The organism is Streptomyces sp. NPDC060209 (assembly GCF_042728155.1).
GTDB lineage: Bacteria > Actinomycetota > Actinomycetes > Streptomycetales > Streptomycetaceae > Streptomyces.
In genome coordinates this window covers 1-21,760 of sequence record NZ_JBHWZS010000133.1, presented here as the reverse complement: position 1 = coordinate 21,760, position 21,760 = coordinate 1, and the positions used below count along the sequence as shown (strand labels likewise).

The window sequence follows — 21,760 nt, the reverse complement described above, 5'->3', positions numbered from 1 at the left end:
CCACCCCACCCTTCTCGTCCTCTTGACGATATTCATCGACACCCATTATCGTCGTCATGACGAGAAAGAGGGGGTCCCGACATGGCAGACATCACCCGTCGCTTCGGCTGGCGGCACCTGCGCTCCGCGCCCACCGCCCACATCCGCCACCAGAAGCGGGGCCGGCTCACCCACGACGGCCCCGGACTGAGCTTCTGGTACCGCTCGCTCTCCGCGGCACTCTCCGAGGTCCCCGTCGACGACCGGGAGCTGGCGATGGCGTTCCACGCCCGTACGGCCGACTTCCAGGACGTCACCGTGCAGGCCACGGTCACCTACCGGATCAGCGACCCCGCCGAGGCCGCCGCCCGGCTCGACTTCTCGGTCGACCCCGACACCGGGATCTGGCGCGGTGCGCCCCTGGAGCAGATCGCCACCCTGCTCACCGAGACCGCGCAGCAGCACACCCTGGACGTCCTGGCCCGCACCCCTCTCGCCGCCGCCCTCGTGGACGGGGTCGCCACTGTGCGGGAGCGGGTCGCCACCGGGCTCGCGACCGAGCCACGGCTGCCCGCCACCGGCATCGACGTGGTCGCCGTACGCGTCGTCGCGATCCGCCCAGAGGCGGAGGTCGAGCGCGCCCTGCGCACCCCGGCCAGGGAGCAGATCCAGCAGGAGGCCGACCGGTCGGTGTACGAACGCCGGGCGGTCGCGGTCGAGCGCGAGCGCACCATCGCCGAGAACGAGCTCGCCAGCAAGATCGAGCTCGCACGCCGCGAGGAGCAGCTGGTCGACCAGCGCGGCACCAACGCCCGCCGCGAGGCCGAGGAGAAGTCGGCGGCCGACGGAGTGCGTACGGCTGCCGAGGCCGCCCGCACCGTGCGACTGGCCCGCGCGGAGGCGGAGGCCGCACGCGACGTCGGGGCAGCACGCGCCGAGGCGCAGGCGGCCTGGCTGCGGGCGCACGCGGACGTCGACCCCGGCACGCTGCACGCGCTGGCCGCGACACGGCTGGCCGAGAATCTGCCCCGGATCGACAGCCTCACCCTCTCCCCCGACGTCCTGACGGGCCTGCTCGCCAGGCTCGGCAGGCCGGAGCCGGAGGCGCGGGCGTGAGTCTGGCCCCCCGGGCGGTCCTGGTCCACCGCACGACCGAGTACGAGGAGCTGCTTGCGCGGCACGGGACCCACGGGCAGGCCGCTTTCGTGCTGGCAGGACGTGGCCGGTCCATCGAGGAAGTGGCCGGCCGCCACCGGCGCAACGAACAGGCGCTCACCGAGGTGGCGGCCGCCGTGCCGTTGCGATGGCGGCGGACCCGGGTGGAGCGGGCCGACCTCGACCGCTTCCTGTTCGGGCCCGAGGACGTGGTGGTCGTGGCCGGGCAGGACGGACTGGTCGCCAACGTCGCGAAGTACCTGTCCGGCCAGCCGGTGGTAGGCATCGACACCGACCCGGGCCGCAACCCCGGAGTCCTCGTACGCCACCGGGCCCGTGACACGGCGGCACTGTGCCGGGCCGCCGTGTCACCCGGCGGACGGGTGGACGCCCTGACGATGACCGAGGCCGTCGCCGACGACACGCAGCGACTGCTCGCCCTCAACGAGATCTACCTGGGGCCGCCCGGCCATCAGACCGCCCGCTACCGCATCGGCCCCGACGACGCCACGTCCGCCGGCGAGTGCCAGGCGTCCTCGGGCGTCCTGGTCGGCACCGGCACGGGCTCCACCGGCTGGCTGCGCTCCCTCTGGCTCGAGCGGGGCAGCCCGCTGCGGCTGCCGGCCCCCTCGGATCCGCGACTGGTCTGGTTCGTGCGCGAGGCCTGGCCCTCACCGGCCACCGGAACCTCTTTGGTCGCGGGCGAACTGGGGCTCCGGGACGGCCTCAGGCTCACCGTCGAGTCGGACCGGATGGTGGTGTTCGGCGACGGGATGGAGTCCGACGCACTGGAGTTGACGTGGGGTCAGTCCATTCGGCTCGGTATCTCGGGCACCACCCTCAACCTGGTGGCGTGACCACCGTGTGAGGATGGCGGAGCCCGTGGGACCCCGTATCCGACCAGCCGGGAGCAGAGCAGCGATGACCACCGATCCCGTGAACGCCCCGCCCCGGAACACCCGCCCGCCGCTCGCCCAGGCCGCCTTCGGGGTGGGGGTCGTCGTACAGGACGAGGAGGGCAGGATCCTGCTCGGCAGGCACCGGGGCGGCACCTGGGAGCTGCCCGGCGGCAAGGTCGACCCGACGCACGAGTCGGTCGCGGCCGCCGCCGCCCGCGAGCTGCGCGAGGAGACGGGACTGCGGGTGCCGGTGGACGCCGTGAACGTCTTCGCGATGGTGCACGACGTGGTGGGCGGCATCAACCGGATCAGCATGGCCGCACTGGTGAGGGTGGAGTCCGCGACCCCCCAGGTCACCGAACCGCACCTCATCAGCGCGTGGCGGTGGATCGCACCCGAGGAGCTGCCGAGCCCCCTGTTCGACCCGTCGGCCCAGATCCTGGCCGTCTGGCGCCCGGATCTCACCATCGAGCATCCGGCTGCCCACCATCTGCGGATCACTGCACCCTGAACTCTGACCTAGATCTATTAATCATTTGCCTAGGCCTCATAGGCAGAGTTAGCGTCGATGTCATGAGAGCCGTCAGTGAGCAGGACATCCGAGCGTCGTTCGTCAACTGTTCCAAGGGAGAGGCGAAGCGTCTGCCGATGCCCCGCGACCTGGAGGAGCGCCGCTGGGACGATCTGGACTTCCTGGGCTGGCGTGACCTCTCGGCTCCGGACCGGAGCTACATCGTCACCGAGCTGCGCGGCGAGCTCACCGGCGTCACGCTGCGCTTCCCGTCCCAGCAGCGCGGCTTCCTGCACCGCAGCATGTGTTCGGTCTGCCTGACCACGCATCCGGGCAGCGGGGTGTCCCTGATGACCGCCCGGAAGCGGGGACAGGCGGGCAGGGACGGCAATTCGGTGGGCATCTATCTCTGCACCGACCTCGACTGCTCGCTGTACGTACGCGGCAGGAAGACCCCGGCCCCCGGCGGGCGCTTCGAGGAGTCGCTGACCGTCGAGCAGCAGGTCGAGCGGACCAGGGGCAAGCTCTCCGCGTTCCTTGACCTGCTCGCAGCCTGAACCGCCAGAAATGCGGCGCGGCACGGACGGACGTATGAATAAGGGACCATCCGTGCGATCGGAGTAGGCCCATGGACGACTATCCGCTCCTGAACCTCTTCCTGACCATGATGTACGTGTTCCTGTGGGTGCTGTGGTTCTTCCTGCTCTTCAAGGTGGTCACGGACATCTTCCAGGACCATTCCCTGAGCGGCTGGGCCAAGGCGGCATGGGTGATCTTCGTCATCGTGCTGCCCTACGTGGGCGTGCTCGTCTACCTCATCGCCCGCGGCAAGGGGATGGGGCGGCGTGAGGCCAAGCAGGCGGAGGACCGCGAAGCGGCCTTCCGGCAGTACGTGAAGCAGGCGGCCCGCGACGAAGGGGGCGCGGGGACCGGCAGCGGCCACGTGTCCGACCTCGCCAAACTCTCCGAGCTGAAGGAGAAGGGCCACCTCAGCCAGGAGGAGTACGAGAAGGCCAAGGAGAAGCTGCTCGCCTGACCGGTCTTCCCTCCCGCCCAGGTCGTCGACCCGGGCGGGAGAGCCACGCCGGGGCACGGCACGTCGGGCGGGACGCCCGGCCCGCCCCCGGCCGCCGACCCGTCAGCCCAGCCGGACCGGTGCGGGGGTTTCCCTCAGCGCCTCGACGACGCTCTCGACGTGCGCCCGCGCGGCCGCCTCGGCCGCGTCGGGATCACCGGCGACGACGGCGTCGATGATCGCCAGATGCTGCGGCAGCGACTGTGCCGGACGGCCGGGGCGCAGCGCGAGACGGAACTGGTAGCGCACCATCTGGCCGTTCATCCGCTCGAGAAGGGCCTGCGCCACCTTCTGGTCGCTGACCTCGCCGATGCACTCGTGCAGCCGGCGGTTCAGTACCGAGTAGGCGTCCGGGTCGCCGTCCGCCACGGCCCGGCTCATGGCCGCACCGATGTCCTTGAGTTCCTGGCGCACCTCGTCCGAGGCGTACTCCGCCGCCCGACGGGCACACAGCCCTTCCAGCAGGGCGCGGCACTCGGTGATCTGGACCGCCTCCTCGACGGAGATCACGCGCACCCGCGCCCCGCGGCGGGGAATCAGCTCCACCAGGCCCTCGGCGGCCAGGTCCTGCAGCGCCTCACGCACCGAGCTCCGCGTCGCCCGGAAGACCTCGGACAACTCCTGCTCGACCAGGCGCTGCCCCGGCACCATGTCGCCCGCGGCGAGCGCCTCCCTGATACCGCTGGAGACCGCGCTTCGGCCTGTCCGGCCGGTGGCCTGATTCGACGTCACCCCTCCGCCTTCCGTACTTCGTCGGGACGTACCCATGGCCGCGCCGATCGGGCCGCGGCATCAGTGATGATGCCCGAAACTTTCTCGTCAGGCATATTGTCAACAATTTCATCGACGGTTACGGTGGCGTGGCAGCCGGCCGGGCGATACGGGTCGGAGAGCAGCCCTGCGGCCAGGTACACGCAGGCAAACACGCAGGCACTTCGAACAGGAACAGCGATGATCATCGACTGCCACGGCCACTACACGACGGCCCCGCCCGCGCTGGAGGCCTGGCGGAACCAGCAGATCGCGGCTCTCGGGGATCCGTCCGCCTCCCCGCAGAGAGCCGATCTGAAGATCAGCGACGACGAGCTGCGCGAGAGCGTCGAGTCGAACCAGCTGCGGCTGATGGACGAGCGCGGCATCGACATGACGGTCTTCTCGCCGCGGGCGTCCTTCATGGCCCATCACGTGGGTGATTTCAGCACCTCCTCCGAGTGGGCGGCCATCTGCAACGAGCTGTGCTTCCGTGTCAGCCGGCTCTATCCGGAACGCTTCGTCCCGGCCGCCATGCTCCCGCAGTCGCCGGGCGTCGACCCCGCGACCTGCATACCGGAACTCACCAGGTGCGTCGAGGAGTACGGCGCCGTCGCGCTGAATCTCAACCCGGACCCCTCCGGGGGGCATTGGACCGCCCCGCCTCTCACCGACCGCTCCTGGTACCCCCTGTACGAGAAGATGGCCGAGTACGACGTCCCGGCGATGGTCCACGTCAGCACCAGCGTGAACCCCGCTTTCCACACGACGGGGGCGCACTACCTGAACGCGGACACCACCGCCTTCATGCAGCTCGTGCAGGGGGACCTGTTCACGGACTTCCCCACGCTCCGGCTGATCATTCCCCACGGCGGCGGCGCCGTCCCCTACCACTGGGGCAGGTTCCGCGGCCTGGCCATGGCGCTCGGGAAGCCGCCGCTGGAGGAGCACGTGCTGGGCAACGTCTTCTTCGACACGTGCGTGTACCACCAGCCGGGTTCGGACCTCCTCTTCGACGTCGTCCCCACCCGGAACATCCTCTTCGCCTCGGAGATGATCGGCGCCGTCCGTGACATCGACCCCCGGACCGGCCATCACTTCGACGACACGCGCCGCTACGCCGAGGCCGCCGGGCTGTCCCCGGACGGACTGGCCGACATCCAGGAGCACAACGCGCGCTCCGTGTACCCGCGCCTGGACGCCCTGCTGAAGCGTCAGGGCCGCTGAACCCCGCGGAAGGAAGTGAGCACAGCCATGCACGAACTCGGAGTGGTCCACCGCACCGTCGTACGACCTGACCGTTCGGACATCGAGGCCCTGAAGCCCTTCGGTGTCAGCACCATCCATGAGGCCATGGGCCGCACCGGACTGATGCGCCCCTACATCCGTCCCGTCTATCCGGGGGCGACGTTCCGCGGCACCGCGGTCACCGTGCTGCTGCAGCCGGGCGACAACTGGATGCTGCATGTGGCCGTGGAGCAGCTGCAGCCGGGAGACATCCTCGTCGCGGCCTGCACCACCGAGTGCGAGGACGGCTTCTTCGGCGAGCTGCTCGCCACATCGGTGCGCGCCCGGGGTGGCGTGGGCCTCGTCATCGACGGCGGATGCCGTGACGTCGCCGAACTGCAGGAGATGGACTTCCCCGTCTTCAGCCGTGCCGTCAACTCCAAGGGGACCGTCAAGGCGACCCTCGGCTCGGTGAACGTGCCCGTCGTGTGCGCCAACGCGCTGGTGCACCCGGGCGATGTGGTGGTGGCGGACGCGGACGGCGTGGTCGTCGTGCCCGCCGGCCGGGTCGCCGAGGCCGCCGACTCCTCCCGCCGCCGGGAGGACAACGAGGAGAGCAAGCGCCGCCGCCTCGCCGCGGGAGAGCTCGGCCTCGACATGTACGGCATGCGCGGACCGCTCGAGGCCGCGGGTCTGCGCTACATCGACTGAACGAGGGCGCGGGGACGGTGAGCGGACGCGGGCGAGCCCGCCCGGTCCGCCGTCCCCGCGTACCCGGGTGCACCCCACGCGCCCTTGCGCCGGGACGGACACGCGCCCCCGCACCCTCCCCCCATGAACCACGAGGAGACTTCATGAGTGCGCCTTCCCCCAGGACTCCGGGCTGGCTGGACTGGTACCGGGATCCGTCCGTACCGGCGTTCCGGCTTCCGGCGGGCACCGTCGACGCCCACTGCCACGTGTTCGGGCCGCAGGCCGAATTCCCCTTCGCCCCGGAGCGCAAGTACACGCCGTGCGACGCCGGAAAGAGCGAACTCGCCGCGCTGCACGGTCATCTGGGCGTCAGCCGCGCCGTCGTCGTCCAGGCCACCTGCCACGGCGCGGACAACACCGCCATGACCGATGCGGTCCGCGCGGCCGGTGACCGGGCACGCGGCATCGCCACCGTCCGTCCCGGCGTCTCCGACGCCGAACTGCGCGCGCTGGACGCGGCAGGGGTGCGCGGGGTGCGCTTCAACTTCCTTCGCCGTCTGGTCAACACCTCCCCGAAGGAGGACCTGGCCACGATCGCCGAGAAGGTCGCTCCGCTGGGCTGGCACATCGTGCTCTACTTCGAGAGCGCTGATCTTCCCGAGCTGGAAGGATTCTTCGCCTCCCTGCCCACGCCACTCGTGGTGGACCACATGGGCCGGCCCGATGTGACTCTGCCGGTGGACGGCCCCCAGTTCACCCGCTTCCTCCGCTTCGTCGACTCCAACGACGTGTGGGTGAAGGTGACCTGCCCGGAGCGCCTCAGCGTGACCGGTCCCACCGCTCTCGACGGCGAGAAGCACGCCTACGCCGATGTGGTGACCTTCGGCCGCCGCGTGGTGGAGGAGTTCGGGGACCGGGTCCTGTGGGGCACCGACTGGCCGCACCCCAATCTCACCGGCCACATGCCCGACGACGGGCTCCTGGTCGACTACGTACCGCAGGTCGCGGTCACCCCCGAGCAGCAGCGCCGGCTCCTCGTCGACAACCCGATGAGCCTGTACTGGCCCGGCGAAGGCGTCTGACTCCCTCCCCACCCGCACCCGCACTCCGACAGGGACCGTCCCCATGCAGCACGCCAATGCGGCGAACCGGCTGGACCGGCTGCCGATCTCCCGCTTCCACAAGACCACCCTGCTGGCCGTCGCCTTCGCGTACTTCTTCGAGTTCGCGGACATCAACAGCTTCGCGACGACGGCTCCGAAGCTCATCGACCTCTGGGGCGTGACGGTCGATCAGGTCGCCTACGTGACCTCACTGTCGTTCGTCGGCATGTTCATCGGCTCCATCGCCGCGGGAGCCGTCGCCGACCGGTGGGGCCGTAAGAAGACCCTGCTCCGCACCACCTTGTTCTTCGGCTTCTTCTCGTTCGTCTCGGTGTTCTCGTGGGACGTCGTCTCACTGGGCGTCTTCCGGGTGCTCACCTCAGCGGGCCTGTCGGCGATGACCGTCGTGGCGGTCATCTACGTCAACGAGATGTATCCGGCCGCCGTCCGCGGCAAGTACCAGGCGTACGCCATGGTCATCGGCATCTGCGGTACGCCGGCCACCAACCTGATCGCCAGTCTCGTCGTCCCGCTCAGCGACTGGTCCTGGCGGCTGGTGTACCTGTGGGGTGCGCTCGGCGTCCTCCTCGTGCTGTTCTCCAAGCACCTCAAGGAGTCGCCCCGCTGGCACGAGAGCAAGGGGGACCACGCCGCGGCCGACGCGGTGCTGCGTGAGATCGAGTCCTCGGTGACCGCCGAGAAGGGGCCGCTGGCCGAACCGGCGGAGCCCGTCGAGGAGCCCCCGGCGGTCAAGGCACCCGCGCGTCTCCTGCTGCAGAAGAGGTACCTCGCACCGACGCTCCTGCTCACCGTCCTGTGGGTGACCCAGACCATCGGCTTCTTCGGCTACTCGAGCTGGGCGCCCACCCTGCTGGCCAAGGAGGGCTTCAGCGTCGAGAAGTCCGTCTTCTACGTCGCTCTCACCACGGTCGGCGCACCCCTCGGTTCCTTCCTGGCCTCCCTGGTCACCGACCGGTTCGAGCGCAAGTGGTGTCTCGTCGCCTTCGGCACGGTCATCGCGCTGTGCGGTCTGCTGTACGGGCTGACCTTCGACCCGGTCCTGATCGTGGTCTTCGGCTTCCTGGTGAACCTCTTCGAGCGCGGCTACACCGCCCTCGCGTACGCCTACTCCCCCGAGCTCTTCGACACCCGGAGCCGCTCCCTGGGGACGGGCATCACCTACGGGATCGGCCGGCTGTCGAACGCCGCGGGCCCACTGATCATCGCGGCCCTCTACAACCGCACCGGCTACCAGAGCGTCTTCTATTTCATCGCCGGCGCCTGGATGGTGGGCGCCGTGGCCCTGGCCGTCTTCGGCCCCCGCACCCGGCCGCACCGTCCGGCCGTGCGGAAGCCGAAGGCCGTCACGTCCGCTTCGTGAGCCGCCGGGCCCTGGGCACCACGACCGGTGAGGCGTCGCCCGGTGCGCGGAGTATGTCCGCGTCCAGACCGTAGAGCTCCTTCACCAGCGCCTCGTCGACCGTCCCGGCCGGCTCGCCGCGGGCGACGACCCGCCCGTCCTTCATGGCCACGAGGAGATCGGCGTAGCGGGCGGCCGCCGCCAGGTCGTGCTGCACCATGACGACGGTGCGACCGGTGGCGGCGACCTCCCTCACCAGCTCCAGGACTTCCACGGCGTGACCGAGGTCGAGGGCGCTGGTGGGTTCGTCGAGCAGGATGACCGGGGTGTGCTGGGCGAGGACCATGGCGAGCCAGCAGCGCTGGCGCTGGCCGCCGGAGAGCCTGTCCAGGCGCTCGGCGGCCAGTTCCGTCGTTCCGGTGGCCTCGAGTGCGTCGCGTACGGCGTTCTCGTCCTCCTTGGACCACTGGCGCAGCAGGCCCTGCTGGGGGTGGCGGCCGTAGCGGACGAGCCCGGCCACCGTGACGGCCTCGGGTGCGCGCGGCGACTGGGGCAGCAGCGCGACACGATGGGCTGCCCGGCGCCGGCCGAGTTCCCAGATGTCCTCGCCGCCGACCCGGACGGTTCCCGACTCGGGGCGGTGCAGCCGCGCGACGGTACGCAACAGGGTCGACTTGCCGCAGCCGTTGGGGCCGACGATCGCGACGACCTGTCCGGCCGGGACCGTCAGGTCGACGTTCTCGACGACGGGACGGCCGGGGTATCCGGCGTGGAGCGCGCTGACTTCGAGACCGGGGGCGGTCTCGCGGGGTGCGTCGGTCATGGGGTCGGTCAAGCCTTTCCGGTGGCGCGGTCCGGGCGGAACAGGACCCAGAGCAGGAAGGGGCCGCCGAGGACGCTGGTGACGACACCGACGGGCAGTTCGACAGGTGCGGCGACGCGTCCCAGGGCGTCGGCCGCGGCTATCAGGGCCGCACCGGTCAGTGCGGAGCCGGTGATCGGGACCCGGGTGGGTCCGGCGATCCGCTGGGCCAGGATCGGGGCGGCGAGGGCGACGAAGGCGATGGGGCCGCCGACACCGACGGCCGTGCCCGCGAGGGCGACGGCGAGTGCGAGCGCGCCCGCGCGCAGTCGGCGCAGGTCGACGCCGAGCGAGGCCGCCACGTCGTCGTCGAAGCGCAGCAGCTGCAGCCGGTGGCCGACGGCCAGGGCGAGCGGAACCAGGAACAGCAGGACGAGTGCCAGCGGCGTACCGACGCCCCAGTCACGGCCGTTGAGGCTGCCGACGGCCCAGAGGAAGACGCCGCCCGCTGTGTTGTCGTTCTCGCGGGACATGATCAGGTCGCCCACCGCGCCGATGAACGTGGAGACGCCGATGCCGGTCACCAGGACGCGGTAACCGGCGCTCCCGGCTCCGCCCGCGCACAGGACGACGATCGCGGCGGCCGCGACGGCGCCGATCGGGCCGAGCCACCAGTCGCCGACCATTCCGGTGGTGGAACCCGCCGCGGCGGCGACGACGGCCGCCGTGGCACCGTCGTTGACACCGACCAGATCGGGGGTGGCGAGGCGGTTGCCCGCGAGTGTCTGGGTGAGGCAGCCGGCGATGCCGAGCGCGGCGCCGACCATGAGGCCGGCGAAGATCCGGGGCAGCCGGAAGTCCCGCACGATCATGACGGTCCCGGGGTCGCCCGTGCCGAGGAGTCCGGAGACGGTTTCCGACAGGCTCATTCCGGTCGAACTCGCCATCACGGCCAGGGCTACGAGCACGACGAGGACCGGCAGGAGGATCACGGCGGCGAGCGCACTGCGGCTCGGGAGGAGCCAGGAGAGCGTCCCGCCGCGCAACACCCTGCTGTCGGGGGGTGTCACGTCGGTGCCGCCGGCGTGCGGCGTGCCGCACCCGGCCGTCGGGACGCGTGGTGCGGTGTCTCCGGCCGCTTTCAGGTCGGTCATGCCTCGGCCCCCGCGGTGGAGAGACGGGAGGAGCGGGCGATCCAGACGAGCAGGGGACCGCCCACGAAGGCGAGCAGCACGCTGACCGGTGTCTCCCACGGGCGGATGACGATCCGGGCGAGGATGTCGGCCAGGATCATGATGTTCGCCGCGATCAGCGCGGACAGGACCAGTTGAGCCGTCATGCGCGGCCCGGTCAGCGCCCTCGCGGCGTACGGGGCCAGCAGGCCGAGGAAGGCGATGGGTCCGGCCACGGCGACCGCGCAGCCGGCGAGCAGCGAGACCGCTCCGGCGACCACGAGCCGGATCCGGCCCGGGTGGTGGCCGAGCGAGCGGGCGCCGTCGTCCCCGAGACCGAGAGCCGACAGCGGGCGGGCGCACCCGAGCGCGGTGAGGAGGCCGAGAGCCACCAGCGGCAGGAGGGGGACGAGATCGGAGATCTCGACTCCGGCGAGCGAGCCGATCGTCCAGTACCGGTAGGTGTCGAAGGTCGACTGCGTGCCGAGCAGGACGTAGGAGGTGCAGCCGTGGAAGGTGGCGCCCAGTGCGGATCCGGCCAGGACGAGACGCAGCGGTGAGCCCGCGGTGCGTCCCGATCCGGCGAAGAGCAGGACGACGGCGCTGGCAGCCATGCCGCCGACGAGTGCCCAGACCAGCAGCGCGCCCGGGGAGTCGGCGCCGAAGAAGGTGAGCCCGAGGACAACGGCGAAAGCGGCACCGGAGTTGACGCCCAGCAGGCCCGTCTCGGCCAGCGGGTTACGGGTGGCGGCCTGGAGCAGACAGCCGGCCGCGCCGAGGCAGGTGCCCACGAGGAGGGCGGCGAGTGTGCGCGGAAGGCGCACGTCCATGACGGCCAGTCGGATCTGGGCGTCCGCACGGGCGGTGGGGTCGCCGAGCAGGAAGTCCCAGGCGCGCCCGACGGGGCTTTCACCGGTGCCGACGACGAGGGAGAGCAGCACAAGGGCCACAAGGAGCAGCAGAAGTCCCGTGGTGACCCAGCGGGTTGGGTGCCCCTGGGCCGGGGGACCTTCGGATGGGCGGGATCCGGCTGATCTTGGCCGACCCTCTTGCGCTATCGACATAAGGTTAGCCTAACCTAAATGCACTCGTCCGATTCCGGCGGGTCATGGGCACACCTATGCCCTGAAGTGGCGCGATGTGTACCGCTTGTCTCCGGTTCAGGCTTCGGAGAGCGCCTGCCGGAACAGGATTCGTCTGATGTAAACGGAGATCCCAGGCCATGGCGCCGTATTCGTCCCCCTCGTCCCGCGGTATCGCACGTCCCGTCGTGTCGGCGACCCTGCTCACACTCTGCGCTCTCACCCTGAGCGCCTGCGGAGCCGAGGACAAAGCCGAATCCGCCGACGCGGGCGCCACAGCGACGACCCAGGTCACGGACGCGGCCGGGACGAAGGTGAAGATTCCGGCCACCCCGGAGCGCGTGGTCGCCCTCAGCGAGATGGACCTGGACGCCTCCCTCGCCCTGGGCGTCGAGCCGGTGGGCCTGACCGCGGGCCGCGGCCAGAAGGGCGCCCCCCAGTACCTGGCGGACCAGGCGAAGAGCATCCCGGTGGTGGGCGCCGTCACCGGCCCGGACATCGAGAAGGTCGTCCAGGCGAAGCCGGATGTGATCCTCGCCGGCCAGCTCGCCGACGAGCAGGTCCTCGCGCAGCTCCGGAAGATCGCGCCCACGGTCGTCACCATCGACAACACCAAGGACTGGAAGAAGGCCCTCCAGCTCACCGGCACGACGCTCGGCAGATCCAACGAGGCCGAGAAGTTCCTGGCCGACTACGAGACCAGGGCCGCGGCCCTCAGGACCGACCTCGGTGAGCAGGCCGGCGCGAAGGTGTCCGTCGCCCGCTACTCGGCCAAGGGCACCGCGGTCATGCAGCAGGGCGTCTTCATCAGCGACGTCCTGAAGGACCTCGGCTTCGAACGGCCGGGTATCCAGAACGACAAGGGCGAGGGCCACTCGACGCCGCTCAGCGACGAGAACCTCGAGGAGATCGACGGCGACTGGCTGTTCATCGGCTCCCTCGACGCCGGCACCGACGCCGACCTCCTCGGCCGGCTGGCGAAGAAGCCCGCCTACCAGCAGCTCGGCGCCGTGCGGGACAAGCACGCGACGGTCATCGACGGGACGAAGTGGACCAGCCTCGGTGGTGCGCAGGCAGCCGTCTCCGTGCTGGACGACATCCGGAAGGCCATGGTCAAGTGAGCCTCGAACAGGAACTCACCGGCCGGTTGGCCCTCGTGACGGGAGCGGGCCGCGGCATAGGCGAGGCGGTCGTACACGCCCTCGCCGGCCGGGGTGCGCGTGTCCTCGCCACCGACCTGGCCGCGGACGGCGTCACCGCACTGGAGAAGACGCACGACGGCCTGGTCAGCGCGCGCACGCTCGACGTCACGGACCCCACGGCGGTCGAGGACCTCGTCGCGGAGGCCGAGGGCACGCTCGGCCCGCTCGACATCGCGGTCAACGTGGCCGGGATCCTCAGTGGTTCGCCCGTCGCGGAACTGTCAGACGAGGAATGGGCGACCACCTTCGCCGTCAACACCCACGGGGTGTTCCATGTGTCACGGTCCGTCTCCCGCCGGATGACCGGGCGGGGTTCGGGCAGCATCGTCACCGTCGCCTCCAACGCCGCGGGCATCCCCCGTACGAACATGGCGGCGTACGCGGCCTCCAAGGCCGCGGCCGTGATGTTCACCAAGTGTCTCGGCCTCGAAGTGGCGCCCCGGGGCGTGCGGTGCAACACCGTCTCCCCCGGCTCGACCCTGACCGACATGCAGCGCGGCATGTGGACGGCCGGGGACGAGGACGCCTCCGCCCGCCGCGTCATCGAGGGGGACACGGCGGCTTACCGCACCGGTATCCCGCTCGGCCGGATCGCGGACCCCTCCGACATAGCGGACGCGGTCGCCTTCCTGGTGTCCGACCGCGCCCGGCACATCACCATGCACGACCTGTACGTCGACGGCGGAGCCACCCTGCGGGCCTGAACCCCGCCCCCTTCACCCTGTCGCAGCTCGAGCCATCCCCACTGGAGACCACCCATGTCTGCCTCTCTGCGCGTACCCACCGCTCCTCCCCCGATCGACTCCCCCGGTGCGGCGACCTCCCTGCTGGAGGCCTACCGGCCCGGCACGGACCGCTTTCTCGCCACGCCGCGGCACACCCTGCTCGCCTCCGGCACCTCGGCGCGGGTGCCCCACGACGCACGGCCCCTGCCCCTGCGGGTGCAGGAGGTCCTGGACGCCGCCCGCCGCGCGGGCGACCCCGCCCCGGTCGTCGTGGGCTCCGTACCGTTCGCACCCGACGGTGTGGCGGCCCTGGCCGTCCCGGAAACCGTCCGGTGGGCGACCGCCCTGCGCGCCGACCCGCTCATCGCCCTGCACGGCCCCGACGTGGAGAACGGCGACGAGTGGCAGATACGTGAAGTGCCCGCCGCCGAGGAGTACTCCGAGGCCGTTGCCGCCGCCGTGAAGCGGATGCGTGCCGGTGAGTTCGACAAGGTCGTCCTCGCCCGCACCCTGGAACTGACCTCCGGGCGTGACCTCGATCTTCCGGCCATGCTGAGCCGGCTGGCACGACGTGATCCGGACGGATACACCTTCGCCGTTCCCAGCGGTCCGGGCCGCACCCTCGTGGGTGCGAGCCCCGAGCTCCTCGTGGCCCGCCGGGGCGAACGGCTCGTCGCCAATCCGCTGGCCGGATCCGCGCAGCGCAGCAACGATCTGGCGGAGGACGTCCGCAGGGCCGCCGCCCTCCTGGATTCGCCGAAGGACCTCCACGAACACGCGGTCGTGGTCGACGCCATCCGCGAGGCACTCGCGCCGTTCTGCGTGCGCCTGGACGTGCCCGAACGTCCCACCCTCGTACGCACCGCCGCCATGTGGCACCTGTCGACGACCCTGACGGGCGAGCTGCGCGACCCCTCGTCCACCGCCCTGGACCTGGCGTCGGCCCTGCACCCCACTCCGGCGGTCTGCGGCACGCCGACCGATGTGGCCCGGCAGGTCATCGCGGATTCCGAGCCCTTCGACCGCGGCGCGTACACCGGCATGGTCGGCTGGCAGGACGCGGACGGAGACGGCGACTGGGTCGTGACCATCCGCTGTGCCGAGGCAGAGGGCCGCACCCTGCGGCTGTTCGCCGGGGCCGGCGTGGTGGCGGAGTCCTCGCCGGCCGCCGAGACGGCGGAGACCGGCGCCAAGTTCCGGACCTTCCTGAGCGCCGTGGGAGCCGCACTGTGACCGCCCTGAAGGCAGCTGACGCGCCCACCTGGCCGGACGCGTTCGCCGAGCGCTACCGCGCGGCGGGCCACTGGCGCGGGGAGACGTTCGGCGGTGTGCTGCGCGAGCGCGCCGCCGCCCACCCCGACCGCGTGGCGGTCGTCGATCCGGCCCCCGAACGCCGCGAGTGGACCTACGGGGAGCTGGACGAGCGGGCCTCGCGGCTTGCCGCCGGGTTCGCGGCGCGCGGCATCCGTCCGGGCGACCGGGTCGTCGTACAGCTCCCGAACATCGCCGAGTTCATCGAAGTCGTCTTCGCGCTCTTCCGCATCGGCGCACTGCCCGTGTACGCGCTGCCCGCGCACCGGGAGACGGAGATCGAGTACTTCTGCTCGTTCACCGAGGCCGTGGCCTACGTGGTTCCCGACCGGCACGCCGGCTTCGACCACCTCGCGCTCGCGTCGAAGATCAAGGGGCGCACGCCGAGCCTGAAGCACGTCTTCGTCGTCGGCCCGCCGGGCGAGCACACCGCTCTGTCGGAGGTGCCGTGCGCGCCCACGGAGACCGGATACGGACCGGAGCCGCACGACCTGGCGTTCCTTCAGCTGTCGGGCGGGACGACGGGTGTGCCCAAGCTCATCCCGCGTACGCACGACGACTACATCTATTCGCTGCGCGGGTCCAACGAGATCTGCGGCGTCGACGTTGACACCCGCTTCCTCGTCGTGCTCCCTGCCGCGCACAACTTCCCGATGAGCTCCCCGGGCTGGCTCGGAGCCCTGTACGCCGGGGGGACCGTGGTCCTGTGCCCCAGCCCGGACCCGGCGACGGCCTTCCCGCTCGTGGAACGCGAACGCGTCACGATGACCGGGATGGTGCCGCCCCTGGCACTGGTGTGGACGGAGGCCGGCCCCGGCACCGAGCACGATCTGTCGAGCCTGGACCTGATCCTCGTCGGCGGCGCCAAGTACAGCGAGGCGGCGGCCCGCCGACTGGAACCCGCTCTGGGGTGCCGGCTCATGCAGGTCTTCGGCATGGCCGAGGGGCTCGTCAACTACACGCGCCTGGACGACGACCACGAGACGGTGGTCACCACCCAGGGCCTCCCGATCTCCGAGGACGACGAGGTCCGTGTCGTCGACGACGCGGACGAGGACGTCCCCGAGGGGGGCTTCGGGCACCTGCTGACCCGCGGCCCGTACACGATCCGCGGCTACTGGCGTGCACCCGAGCACAACGAGAAGGCCTTCACCGAGGACGGGTTCTACCGCACCGGTGACATCGTGCGCCGCACCCCGACGGGCCACCTGGTCGTCGAGGGGCGTGCCAAGGACCAGATCAACCGGGGCGGTGAGAAGGTCGCCCCGGAGGAGATCGAGAACATCATCCTCGGCCATCCGTCGGTGCACGACGTGTCCGTCGTGGGGGTGGCCGACGAGTACCTGGGCGAACGCACCCTCGCCTACGTCATCCTGCGCGACGGCGCCGAGCCCCTGAAGCCGCCGGCGGTCAAACGCCTCGTGCGTGAACGCGGGGTCGCCGCGTACAAGATTCCCGACCTCGTCGAATTCGTCGAGGCGTTCCCGCAGACCGGAATCGGCAAGGTCAGCAAGAAGGGACTGCGCTCGGACGCGGCCCCCGGCCGCGCCGTACCCGATCAGCACTGAGATCAGCACCGAGTTCCGCCCAGAGCGGCACCGAAAGGTTCCACCCCATGGCTCTTCCCGCCATCCCTTCGTACGCACTGCCGACCGAAGCCGAACTGCCCGCGAACCGCGTGGACTGGACCGTCGACCCGGCGCGCGCCGTGCTCCTGGTCCACGACCTGCAGAATCACTTCCTCGGCGCCTTCCCGCCCGGTGAGCAGCCGCTCACCGGCATGCTCGACAACACGTCCCGCGTCATCGAGGAGTGCCGCCGCCTCGGTGTGCCGGTCGTCTACTCGGTGCAGCGCGGCGGTCAGACGGCGGAGGAACGCGGTCTCCAGCTCGACTTCTGGGGCCCCGGCGCCGCCGACGACCCCGAGGCGCTGGCGATCCCCGACGCGGTCGCGCCCGCGGACGGCGACACCGTCCTGACCAAATGGAAGTACAGCGCGTTCGTGCGCACCGAACTCGAGTCCCTGCTGCGCGAGTCCGGCCGCGACCAGCTGGTGATCACCGGTGTCTACGCGCACATCGGGGTGCTCATGAGCGCCTGCGACGCGTGGATGCGCGACATCCAGGCCTTCCTGGTCGCCGACGCCGTGGCGGACTTCTCGCGCGAGGACCACGACATGGCACTGCGCTGGGCCGCGGGCCGGTGCGCGGTCGTCACCACGACCGACACGCTTCTGAAGGGGATCTGAACACCGTGGCGCTCACCCTTGAACTGATCCGCCACGATGTCGCCGACGCCCTCGGTGAGGATCCCGCGGACATCCCCCTCGACGAGAACCTCCTGGACTACGGGCTGGACTCGGTACGCATCATGGCGCTGCTGGGACGCTGGCGCCGGGACCACGGTGTCGACGCGGACTTCGCGGACCTCGCCGAGCAGCCCGCCATCGAGGCCTGGGCACGCCTGCTGGAGGCCTCATGACCGTCCTGCTCACCGATACCGACGGGGCCGGACCGGCCCCCGGCCCGGACACCCCGGCCGTCGTACTGCCCCTGACCGCCGCCCAGTCGGGGATGTGGTTCGCGCAGTCGCTCGATCCGCTGAGCCCGGCGCAGAACACGGCGGAGTGCCTGGAGATCGACGGGCCGCTCGACCCCGAGCTGTTCGCGGCGGCTCTGCGCCGTGTGACCGCCGAGGCCGACGCGTTGCGCGTGTCCGTCGAGGACTCCCCCGACGGCCCGCGGCAGCGCGTCCTCCCCTCGGTCGCGCTGCCGCTCACGACACACGATCTGCGCGACGCGTCCGATGCCGGCCGGCAGGCCGAGGAGTGGATGCGCGCGGACCTGGCCGAGCCCTTCGACCTGACGGCGGGTCCGCTGTTCCGGCACGCCCTGTTCCGGGTGGGCGAGGAGCGGTGGCTGTGGTACCAGCGCATCCACCACGTGGTCATGGACGGCTTCGGCTACTCGCTCCTCGTACGCCGGACCGCCGAGGTGTACACGGCGCTCGCCCGGGGTGAGGACCCCGGGCCGCGCGCCTTCGGGACGCTGGCCGACCTGGTCGACGAGGATGCCGCGTACCGGTCCTCCGAGGCCTTCGCAACGGACCGCGCGCACTGGACGGAGGCGTTCGCCGACCGCCCGGAGGTGCCCCGGCTCGCGGGCCGCGGGGCACTGCCCTCACGGACGTTCCTCCGCCGCACGGCCCACCTGGGCGCCGGGGCCACCGAGGGTGTGCGGGACCTGGCCGCCCGGCTCCGCGCCACCTGGCCGGACGTGCTGATCGCGGCTCAGGCCCTCTACACCTCGCGGGCGACCGGCCACCAGGAGGTCGTGCTCGGCCTGCCGATGATGGGCCGCATGGGGTCCGTCTCGCTGCGGGTGCCCGGCATGGTCATGAACGTGCTCCCGCTGCGGCTGGACGTGTCCCCGGACGCCACCTTCGCCGAGCTGGTCCGTCAGGTGGTGCTCGGCATCCGCCGGGTCCGCCGCCACCAGCGGTTCCGCTACGAGGACATCCGCCGCGACCTGCGGCTCCTCGGCGAGAACCGCGGGCTGGTCGGTCCCCTCGTCAACGTCATGCCCTTCGACTACGACGTGGACTTCGCGGGCGCCCCTGCGCGGGCCCGGAATCTGTCCGCCGGGCCGGTCGACGACCTGACGGTGAACATCTACGACCGGGCCGACGGCCGCGGTCTGCGCATCGACCACGACGGCAATCCCGCGCTCTACGGCGACGGGGAGCTGGCGGCGCACCAGGAGCGCTTCCTGGATCTGGTGGAGCGGCTGAGCCAGGCCGACCCACATCTTCCGACGGGCACGCACGGCATGGCGACGGCGGCCGAAGTCGAGCTGGTCGTCCGTACGTTCAACGACACCGACCGCACCCTGCCGCCCACGACGCTCATCGGTCCGATCGAGTCCCGCGCCGCACGAACGCCCGACGCGACCGCTCTGGTGTACGGCGGCGCATCGCTCACCTACGAGGAGCTGAACACCCGCGCCAACCGGCTGGCCCGGCACCTGCGGACGCTCGGCGCCCGGCCGGGCGCCGTGGTCGCGGTATCGGTGCCGCGTTCGGTGGAGCTCGTCGTGTCCCTGCTCGCCGTGCTGAAGTCGGGGGCCGCGTATCTGCCGCTGGATCCGGACTACCCGGAGCAACGGCTCGCGTACATGCTGCGGGACGCGGCGCCGGTGTGCGCGGTGACCGACCGGGAGGGGCGGCTCCCCGAGGACACCGGGACGCCGCTGGTCGTCCTGGACGGCCTCGACGTCTCGGAGTACCTCTGGGTGAACCCGTCACGTCCTCTCACCCCGGCTCACCCGGCGTACGTCATCTACACCTCCGGCTCGACGGGCCGCCCCAAGGGCGTCGTCGTGTCGCACGGTGCGATCGACAACCGGCTGCGCTGGATGCAGAGCGCCTACGGGCTGACCTCGGACGACCGGGTGCTGCAGAAGACACCGTCGTCGTTCGACGTGTCCGTGTGGGAGTTCTTCTGGCCGCTGCGCCAGGGGGCGGTGCTGGTGATCGCCGAACCGGGCGGCCACAAGGACCCGGCCTATCTGGCCGGGCTTATCCGCGAACAAGGCGTCACCACCTGCCACTTCGTGCCGTCGATGCTCCAGGTCTTCCTCGCGGAGGCGGAGACGGACGCCTGTGGGAGCCTCAGGAGGGTCTTCTGCAGCGGTGAGGCCCTGCCCCGGGAGACCGCCGACACGTTCGGGCGCGAACTGCCCGGAGCCGAACTGCACAATCTTTACGGCCCCACGGAGGCGGCCGTGGACGTCACCTTCCACGCCTGCGCGGCGGACGCCGACGGCCCGGTGCCGATCGGCCGGCCCGTCTGGAACACCCGCCTCCACGTGCTCGACGCGGCGCTGCAGCCCTGCCCGCCCGGGATTCCCGGAGAGCTCTACCTGGCGGGGCGTCAGCTCGCGGACGGGTATCTGAACCGGCCGGAGCTGACCGCCTCCCGCTTCGTCGCCGACCCGTTCGGGCGTCCGGAGGGGCGCATGTACCGCACGGGCGACCTGGCGCACTGGACGGAGCAGGGCGAGGTCGTCTACCTCGGCCGCACGGACGACCAGGTCAAGCTTCGCGGGCAGCGCATCGAGCTCGGCGAGATCGAGACCGCGCTGACGGCCCGGGACGGGGTGGACGCCGCCTGCGCCCTCGTGCGGGAGGACCGGCCGGGCGAGCAGCGCCTCGTCGGCTACATCACCGGGGGCGCCGATCCGGTGGCCGTACGCGCCTCCCTGACGCGGGAGCTGCCGGAGCACATGGTCCCGGCGGCGGTGGTGGCCCTGGACGCCTTCCCGCTGAGTCCCAACGGCAAGCTGGACCGGCGTGCCCTGCCCGCCCCGGTGTTCAGCGGCGGCGCGGGTTCGCGGCGTCCCTCGGGCGCTCGGGAGGAAGCCCTGACGCGGCTGTTCGCGCAGGTGCTGGGCGTCGGCCAGGTCGGTCCCGACGACGCCTTCTTCGATCTGGGCGGTACCTCGCTGCTCGCGGTGCGGCTCGTGGCCCGCGTACGGGAGGAGTTCGGCGCGGAGCTGACCATCGGCTCGCTGTTCGAGTCCCCGACCCCGGCCGCGCTCGCCGGCCGGCTCGGCTCCACGGGGCCGGCGTCCGAGGACGCGCTGGACGTCGTCCTGCGGCTGCGCGGCGGGGAGGCGCGTCCACCGCTGTTCGCCATCCACCCGGCCGGCGGGATCGCCTGGTGTTACGCCGGACTCTCGGCCCGCCTGGGCCCGGAACAGCCGGTGTACGGCATCCAGGCCCGGGGGCTGGTGGGCGACGAGGCGCTGCCGCGCACCCTGCAGGAGGAGGCGTCCGACTACCTCGAGCACATCCGCGCGATCCAGGAGCACGGCCCCTACCGGTTGTTGGGCTGGTCCGTCGGCGGGGTTCTGGCGCACACCGTGGCCGTGCTGCTCCAGGAAGCGGGCGAGGAGGTCGAGCTGCTCGCGCTGCTGGACTCCTTCCCGGCCGAGCAGTGGCGGGAGCGGCCGGCGCCCGAGGAGGGCGACGCGCTGACCGCGGTACTGCGGATGGCGGGCTTCGAGCGCACGCACGAGCAGAACCGTGAGGACGTGCTGGCGACCCTGCGCCGGGCGGGCAGTCCGCTCGCCGGGCTCAGCGACCGCGCGCTGTCGAAGATCGTGGACATCGTGCCGAACCACGCCCGCATGATGCGCGAGCACCACCACCGTGGCTACGAGGGCGATCTGCTGTTCTTCACGGCCGCGGCCCCGCGTGCGGAGGACTGGCTCACCCGCGAGGCGTGGCGGGCGCATGTGACCGGGTCCATCGACAACCACGACCTCGACTGCACCCACCCGCAGTTGATGCAGGACCGCCATCTCGACGACATCGCGGCCGTCCTGGCGGCCCGTCTGAAGGAGCTGGACGCGTGAGCGCGAGGAGCGGCCCGTTCGACCCGGGCCCCGGGGGCCGTGCCACGCACCTGGTGCTGGCGAACTCCCTCGGTCAGCTGTCCCTCTGGCCGGTCTGGCGGGAGGTGCCTGCCGGGTGGTCCGTCCGCTTCGGCCCGGCCCCGCACGAGGCGTGTACCGCCGCGCTGGAGCCGGACCGGAAGCGGGCCTGAGGGAGTCGGGCGCCCCGACGGCGCAGGGGCGGCCGGGCCCCGCCGGTCCCCGCGGCCGGCGGGCCGCTCCCGGCGCCCGCACCGGTAGGCGTGGCCGCCGGTGAAAA

The 21,760-nt window shown here is 71.5% G+C and carries 22 protein-coding genes; 17 read left to right on the top strand and 5 right to left on the bottom strand.

All coding sequences use genetic code 11. The features are described from left to right. The first annotated feature begins 81 nt into the window (after nt 1–81). The 5 genes from ACFWFI_RS23925 (at nt 82) to ACFWFI_RS23905 (ending at nt 3,580) form a co-directional block, all read left to right on the top strand. Nucleotides 82–1,095: an SPFH domain-containing protein gene (locus ACFWFI_RS23925; protein ID WP_387393811.1), complete on the top strand. Its 1,014-nt coding sequence runs from the start codon at nt 82–84 to the stop codon at nt 1,093–1,095. Continuing rightward, nucleotides 1,092–1,991, top strand: a complete 900-nt coding sequence (locus ACFWFI_RS23920) for a diacylglycerol kinase catalytic domain-containing protein (RefSeq protein WP_387393809.1) — start codon at nt 1,092–1,094, stop codon at nt 1,989–1,991. Before ACFWFI_RS23925 ends, ACFWFI_RS23920 begins: the two co-directional genes overlap by 4 nt. A gap of 64 nt (nt 1,992–2,055) precedes the next feature. After that, on the top strand, nt 2,056–2,544 hold the full coding sequence (locus ACFWFI_RS23915; protein WP_387393807.1) for a nucleotide triphosphate diphosphatase NUDT15: 489 nt from the start codon (nt 2,056–2,058) through the stop codon (nt 2,542–2,544). A 62-nt stretch (nt 2,545–2,606) separates the two neighbouring features. Further along, nucleotides 2,607–3,101 carry an FBP domain-containing protein gene (locus ACFWFI_RS23910; protein WP_387393805.1) on the top strand — a complete coding sequence of 165 codons (495 nt, stop codon included), beginning with the start codon at nt 2,607–2,609 and terminating at the stop codon, nt 3,099–3,101. Nucleotides 3,102–3,172: 71 nt separating this feature from the next. Next, a complete protein-coding gene (locus tag ACFWFI_RS23905) occupies nt 3,173–3,580 on the top strand; it encodes an SHOCT domain-containing protein (RefSeq protein ID WP_387393803.1) in 408 nt (135 codons plus the stop codon). Between the two features lie 102 nt (nt 3,581–3,682). On the opposite strand, the gene ACFWFI_RS23900 is transcribed toward ACFWFI_RS23905, so the two are convergent. Next, entirely contained in the window at nt 3,683–4,387 is a 705-nt protein-coding gene (locus ACFWFI_RS23900) for a GntR family transcriptional regulator (protein WP_387393801.1), read from the bottom strand. Further along, complete coding sequence (locus tag ACFWFI_RS23895; protein ID WP_387393813.1) at nt 4,348–4,578, bottom strand: hypothetical protein; 231 nt, start codon at nt 4,576–4,578, stop codon at nt 4,348–4,350. The genes ACFWFI_RS23900 and ACFWFI_RS23895 overlap by 40 nt, the downstream gene beginning before the upstream one ends. Between ACFWFI_RS23895 and ACFWFI_RS23890 the strand changes: the two genes are divergently transcribed. From ACFWFI_RS23890 to ACFWFI_RS23875, 4 genes are all read left to right on the top strand, one after another. Then, nucleotides 4,571–5,596, top strand: a complete 1,026-nt coding sequence (locus ACFWFI_RS23890) for an amidohydrolase family protein (protein ID WP_387393799.1) — start codon at nt 4,571–4,573, stop codon at nt 5,594–5,596. The two genes, ACFWFI_RS23895 and ACFWFI_RS23890, sit on opposite strands and share 8 nt — an antisense overlap. A 27-nt stretch (nt 5,597–5,623) precedes the next feature. After that, nucleotides 5,624–6,307, top strand: a complete 684-nt coding sequence (gene ligK / locus ACFWFI_RS23885; RefSeq protein WP_387393797.1) for a 4-carboxy-4-hydroxy-2-oxoadipate aldolase/oxaloacetate decarboxylase — start codon at nt 5,624–5,626, stop codon at nt 6,305–6,307. Between the two features lie 143 nt (nt 6,308–6,450). Further along, on the top strand, nt 6,451–7,371 hold the full coding sequence (locus tag ACFWFI_RS23880; RefSeq protein ID WP_387393795.1) for an amidohydrolase family protein: 921 nt from the start codon (nt 6,451–6,453) through the stop codon (nt 7,369–7,371). A 43-nt stretch (nt 7,372–7,414) separates the two neighbouring features. Then, a complete protein-coding gene (locus ACFWFI_RS23875; protein WP_387393793.1) occupies nt 7,415–8,773 on the top strand; it encodes an MFS transporter in 1,359 nt (452 codons plus the stop codon). Here ACFWFI_RS23875 and ACFWFI_RS23870 read toward each other — a convergent pair. The 3 genes from ACFWFI_RS23870 to ACFWFI_RS23860 are packed head-to-tail and all read right to left on the bottom strand — an operon-like array spanning nt 8,757 to nt 11,790. Next, nucleotides 8,757–9,575, bottom strand: coding sequence for an ABC transporter ATP-binding protein (locus ACFWFI_RS23870; RefSeq protein WP_387393791.1), 819 nt, complete (start codon nt 9,573–9,575; stop codon nt 8,757–8,759). The genes ACFWFI_RS23875 and ACFWFI_RS23870 overlap by 17 nt on opposite strands. An 8-nt stretch (nt 9,576–9,583) precedes the next feature. Beyond that, nucleotides 9,584–10,708: a FecCD family ABC transporter permease gene (locus ACFWFI_RS23865; protein WP_387393789.1), complete on the bottom strand. Its 1,125-nt coding sequence runs from the start codon at nt 10,706–10,708 to the stop codon at nt 9,584–9,586. Then, nucleotides 10,705–11,790 (bottom strand): FecCD family ABC transporter permease, encoded by a 1,086-nt coding sequence (locus ACFWFI_RS23860; RefSeq protein WP_387393787.1) that lies wholly within the window; start codon nt 11,788–11,790, stop codon nt 10,705–10,707. The genes ACFWFI_RS23865 and ACFWFI_RS23860 overlap by 4 nt, the downstream gene beginning before the upstream one ends. Before the next feature lie 158 nt (nt 11,791–11,948). On the opposite strand from ACFWFI_RS23860, the gene ACFWFI_RS23855 reads away from it, so the two are divergent. Genes ACFWFI_RS23855 through ACFWFI_RS23820 form a run of 8 tightly spaced genes read left to right on the top strand, consistent with a single transcriptional unit; the run spans nt 11,949 to nt 21,653 of the window. Beyond that, a complete protein-coding gene (locus tag ACFWFI_RS23855; RefSeq protein WP_387393785.1) occupies nt 11,949–12,929 on the top strand; it encodes an ABC transporter substrate-binding protein in 981 nt (326 codons plus the stop codon). Next, nucleotides 12,926–13,714 carry a 2,3-dihydro-2,3-dihydroxybenzoate dehydrogenase gene (locus ACFWFI_RS23850; protein ID WP_387393783.1) on the top strand — a complete coding sequence of 263 codons (789 nt, stop codon included), beginning with the start codon at nt 12,926–12,928 and terminating at the stop codon, nt 13,712–13,714. The genes ACFWFI_RS23855 and ACFWFI_RS23850 overlap by 4 nt, the downstream gene beginning before the upstream one ends. 54 nt (nt 13,715–13,768) lie before the next feature. Next, on the top strand, nt 13,769–14,968 hold the full coding sequence (gene dhbC / locus ACFWFI_RS23845) for an isochorismate synthase DhbC (protein ID WP_387393781.1): 1,200 nt from the start codon (nt 13,769–13,771) through the stop codon (nt 14,966–14,968). Continuing rightward, nucleotides 14,965–16,614 carry a (2,3-dihydroxybenzoyl)adenylate synthase gene (locus ACFWFI_RS23840; protein ID WP_387393779.1) on the top strand — a complete coding sequence of 550 codons (1,650 nt, stop codon included), beginning with the start codon at nt 14,965–14,967 and terminating at the stop codon, nt 16,612–16,614. Before dhbC ends, ACFWFI_RS23840 begins: the two co-directional genes overlap by 4 nt. 47 nt (nt 16,615–16,661) lie before the next feature. Beyond that, complete coding sequence (locus ACFWFI_RS23835; RefSeq protein ID WP_387393777.1) at nt 16,662–17,294, top strand: isochorismatase family protein; 633 nt, start codon at nt 16,662–16,664, stop codon at nt 17,292–17,294. Between the two features lie 5 nt (nt 17,295–17,299). Further along, the gene (locus ACFWFI_RS23830; protein WP_387393775.1) at nt 17,300–17,527 is read left to right on the top strand and encodes a phosphopantetheine-binding protein; all 228 of its coding nucleotides are present in this window, start codon (nt 17,300–17,302) and stop codon (nt 17,525–17,527) included. Then, on the top strand, nt 17,524–21,462 hold the full coding sequence (locus tag ACFWFI_RS23825; RefSeq protein WP_387393773.1) for an amino acid adenylation domain-containing protein: 3,939 nt from the start codon (nt 17,524–17,526) through the stop codon (nt 21,460–21,462). The genes ACFWFI_RS23830 and ACFWFI_RS23825 overlap by 4 nt, the downstream gene beginning before the upstream one ends. Continuing rightward, nucleotides 21,459–21,653, top strand: a complete 195-nt coding sequence (locus ACFWFI_RS23820) for an MbtH family NRPS accessory protein (RefSeq protein ID WP_387393771.1) — start codon at nt 21,459–21,461, stop codon at nt 21,651–21,653. Before ACFWFI_RS23825 ends, ACFWFI_RS23820 begins: the two co-directional genes overlap by 4 nt. Nucleotides 21,654–21,760: the final 107 nt, after the last annotated feature.

Coding starts and splice junctions, on each gene's coding strand:
- ACFWFI_RS23925 (WP_387393811.1), top strand. CDS start 82: ATGGCAGACATCACCCGTCGCTTCGGCTGGCGGCACCTGCGCTCCGCG.
- ACFWFI_RS23915 (WP_387393807.1), top strand. CDS start 2,056: ATGACCACCGATCCCGTGAACGCCCCGCCCCGGAACACCCGCCCGCCG.
- ACFWFI_RS23910 (WP_387393805.1), top strand. CDS start 2,607: ATGAGAGCCGTCAGTGAGCAGGACATCCGAGCGTCGTTCGTCAACTGT.
- ACFWFI_RS23905 (WP_387393803.1), top strand. CDS start 3,173: ATGGACGACTATCCGCTCCTGAACCTCTTCCTGACCATGATGTACGTG.
- ACFWFI_RS23900 (WP_387393801.1), bottom strand. CDS start 4,387: ATGGGTACGTCCCGACGAAGTACGGAAGGCGGAGGGGTGACGTCGAAT.
- ACFWFI_RS23890 (WP_387393799.1), top strand. CDS start 4,571: ATGATCATCGACTGCCACGGCCACTACACGACGGCCCCGCCCGCGCTG.
- ACFWFI_RS23895 (WP_387393813.1), bottom strand. CDS start 4,578: ATGATCATCGCTGTTCCTGTTCGAAGTGCCTGCGTGTTTGCCTGCGTG.
- ligK (WP_387393797.1), top strand. CDS start 5,624: ATGCACGAACTCGGAGTGGTCCACCGCACCGTCGTACGACCTGACCGT.
- ACFWFI_RS23880 (WP_387393795.1), top strand. CDS start 6,451: ATGAGTGCGCCTTCCCCCAGGACTCCGGGCTGGCTGGACTGGTACCGG.
- ACFWFI_RS23875 (WP_387393793.1), top strand. CDS start 7,415: ATGCAGCACGCCAATGCGGCGAACCGGCTGGACCGGCTGCCGATCTCC.
- ACFWFI_RS23870 (WP_387393791.1), bottom strand. CDS start 9,575: ATGACCGACGCACCCCGCGAGACCGCCCCCGGTCTCGAAGTCAGCGCG.
- ACFWFI_RS23865 (WP_387393789.1), bottom strand. CDS start 10,708: ATGACCGACCTGAAAGCGGCCGGAGACACCGCACCACGCGTCCCGACG.
- ACFWFI_RS23860 (WP_387393787.1), bottom strand. CDS start 11,790: ATGTCGATAGCGCAAGAGGGTCGGCCAAGATCAGCCGGATCCCGCCCA.
- ACFWFI_RS23855 (WP_387393785.1), top strand. CDS start 11,949: ATGGCGCCGTATTCGTCCCCCTCGTCCCGCGGTATCGCACGTCCCGTC.
- dhbC (WP_387393781.1), top strand. CDS start 13,769: ATGTCTGCCTCTCTGCGCGTACCCACCGCTCCTCCCCCGATCGACTCC.
- ACFWFI_RS23835 (WP_387393777.1), top strand. CDS start 16,662: ATGGCTCTTCCCGCCATCCCTTCGTACGCACTGCCGACCGAAGCCGAA.
- ACFWFI_RS23825 (WP_387393773.1), top strand. CDS start 17,524: ATGACCGTCCTGCTCACCGATACCGACGGGGCCGGACCGGCCCCCGGC.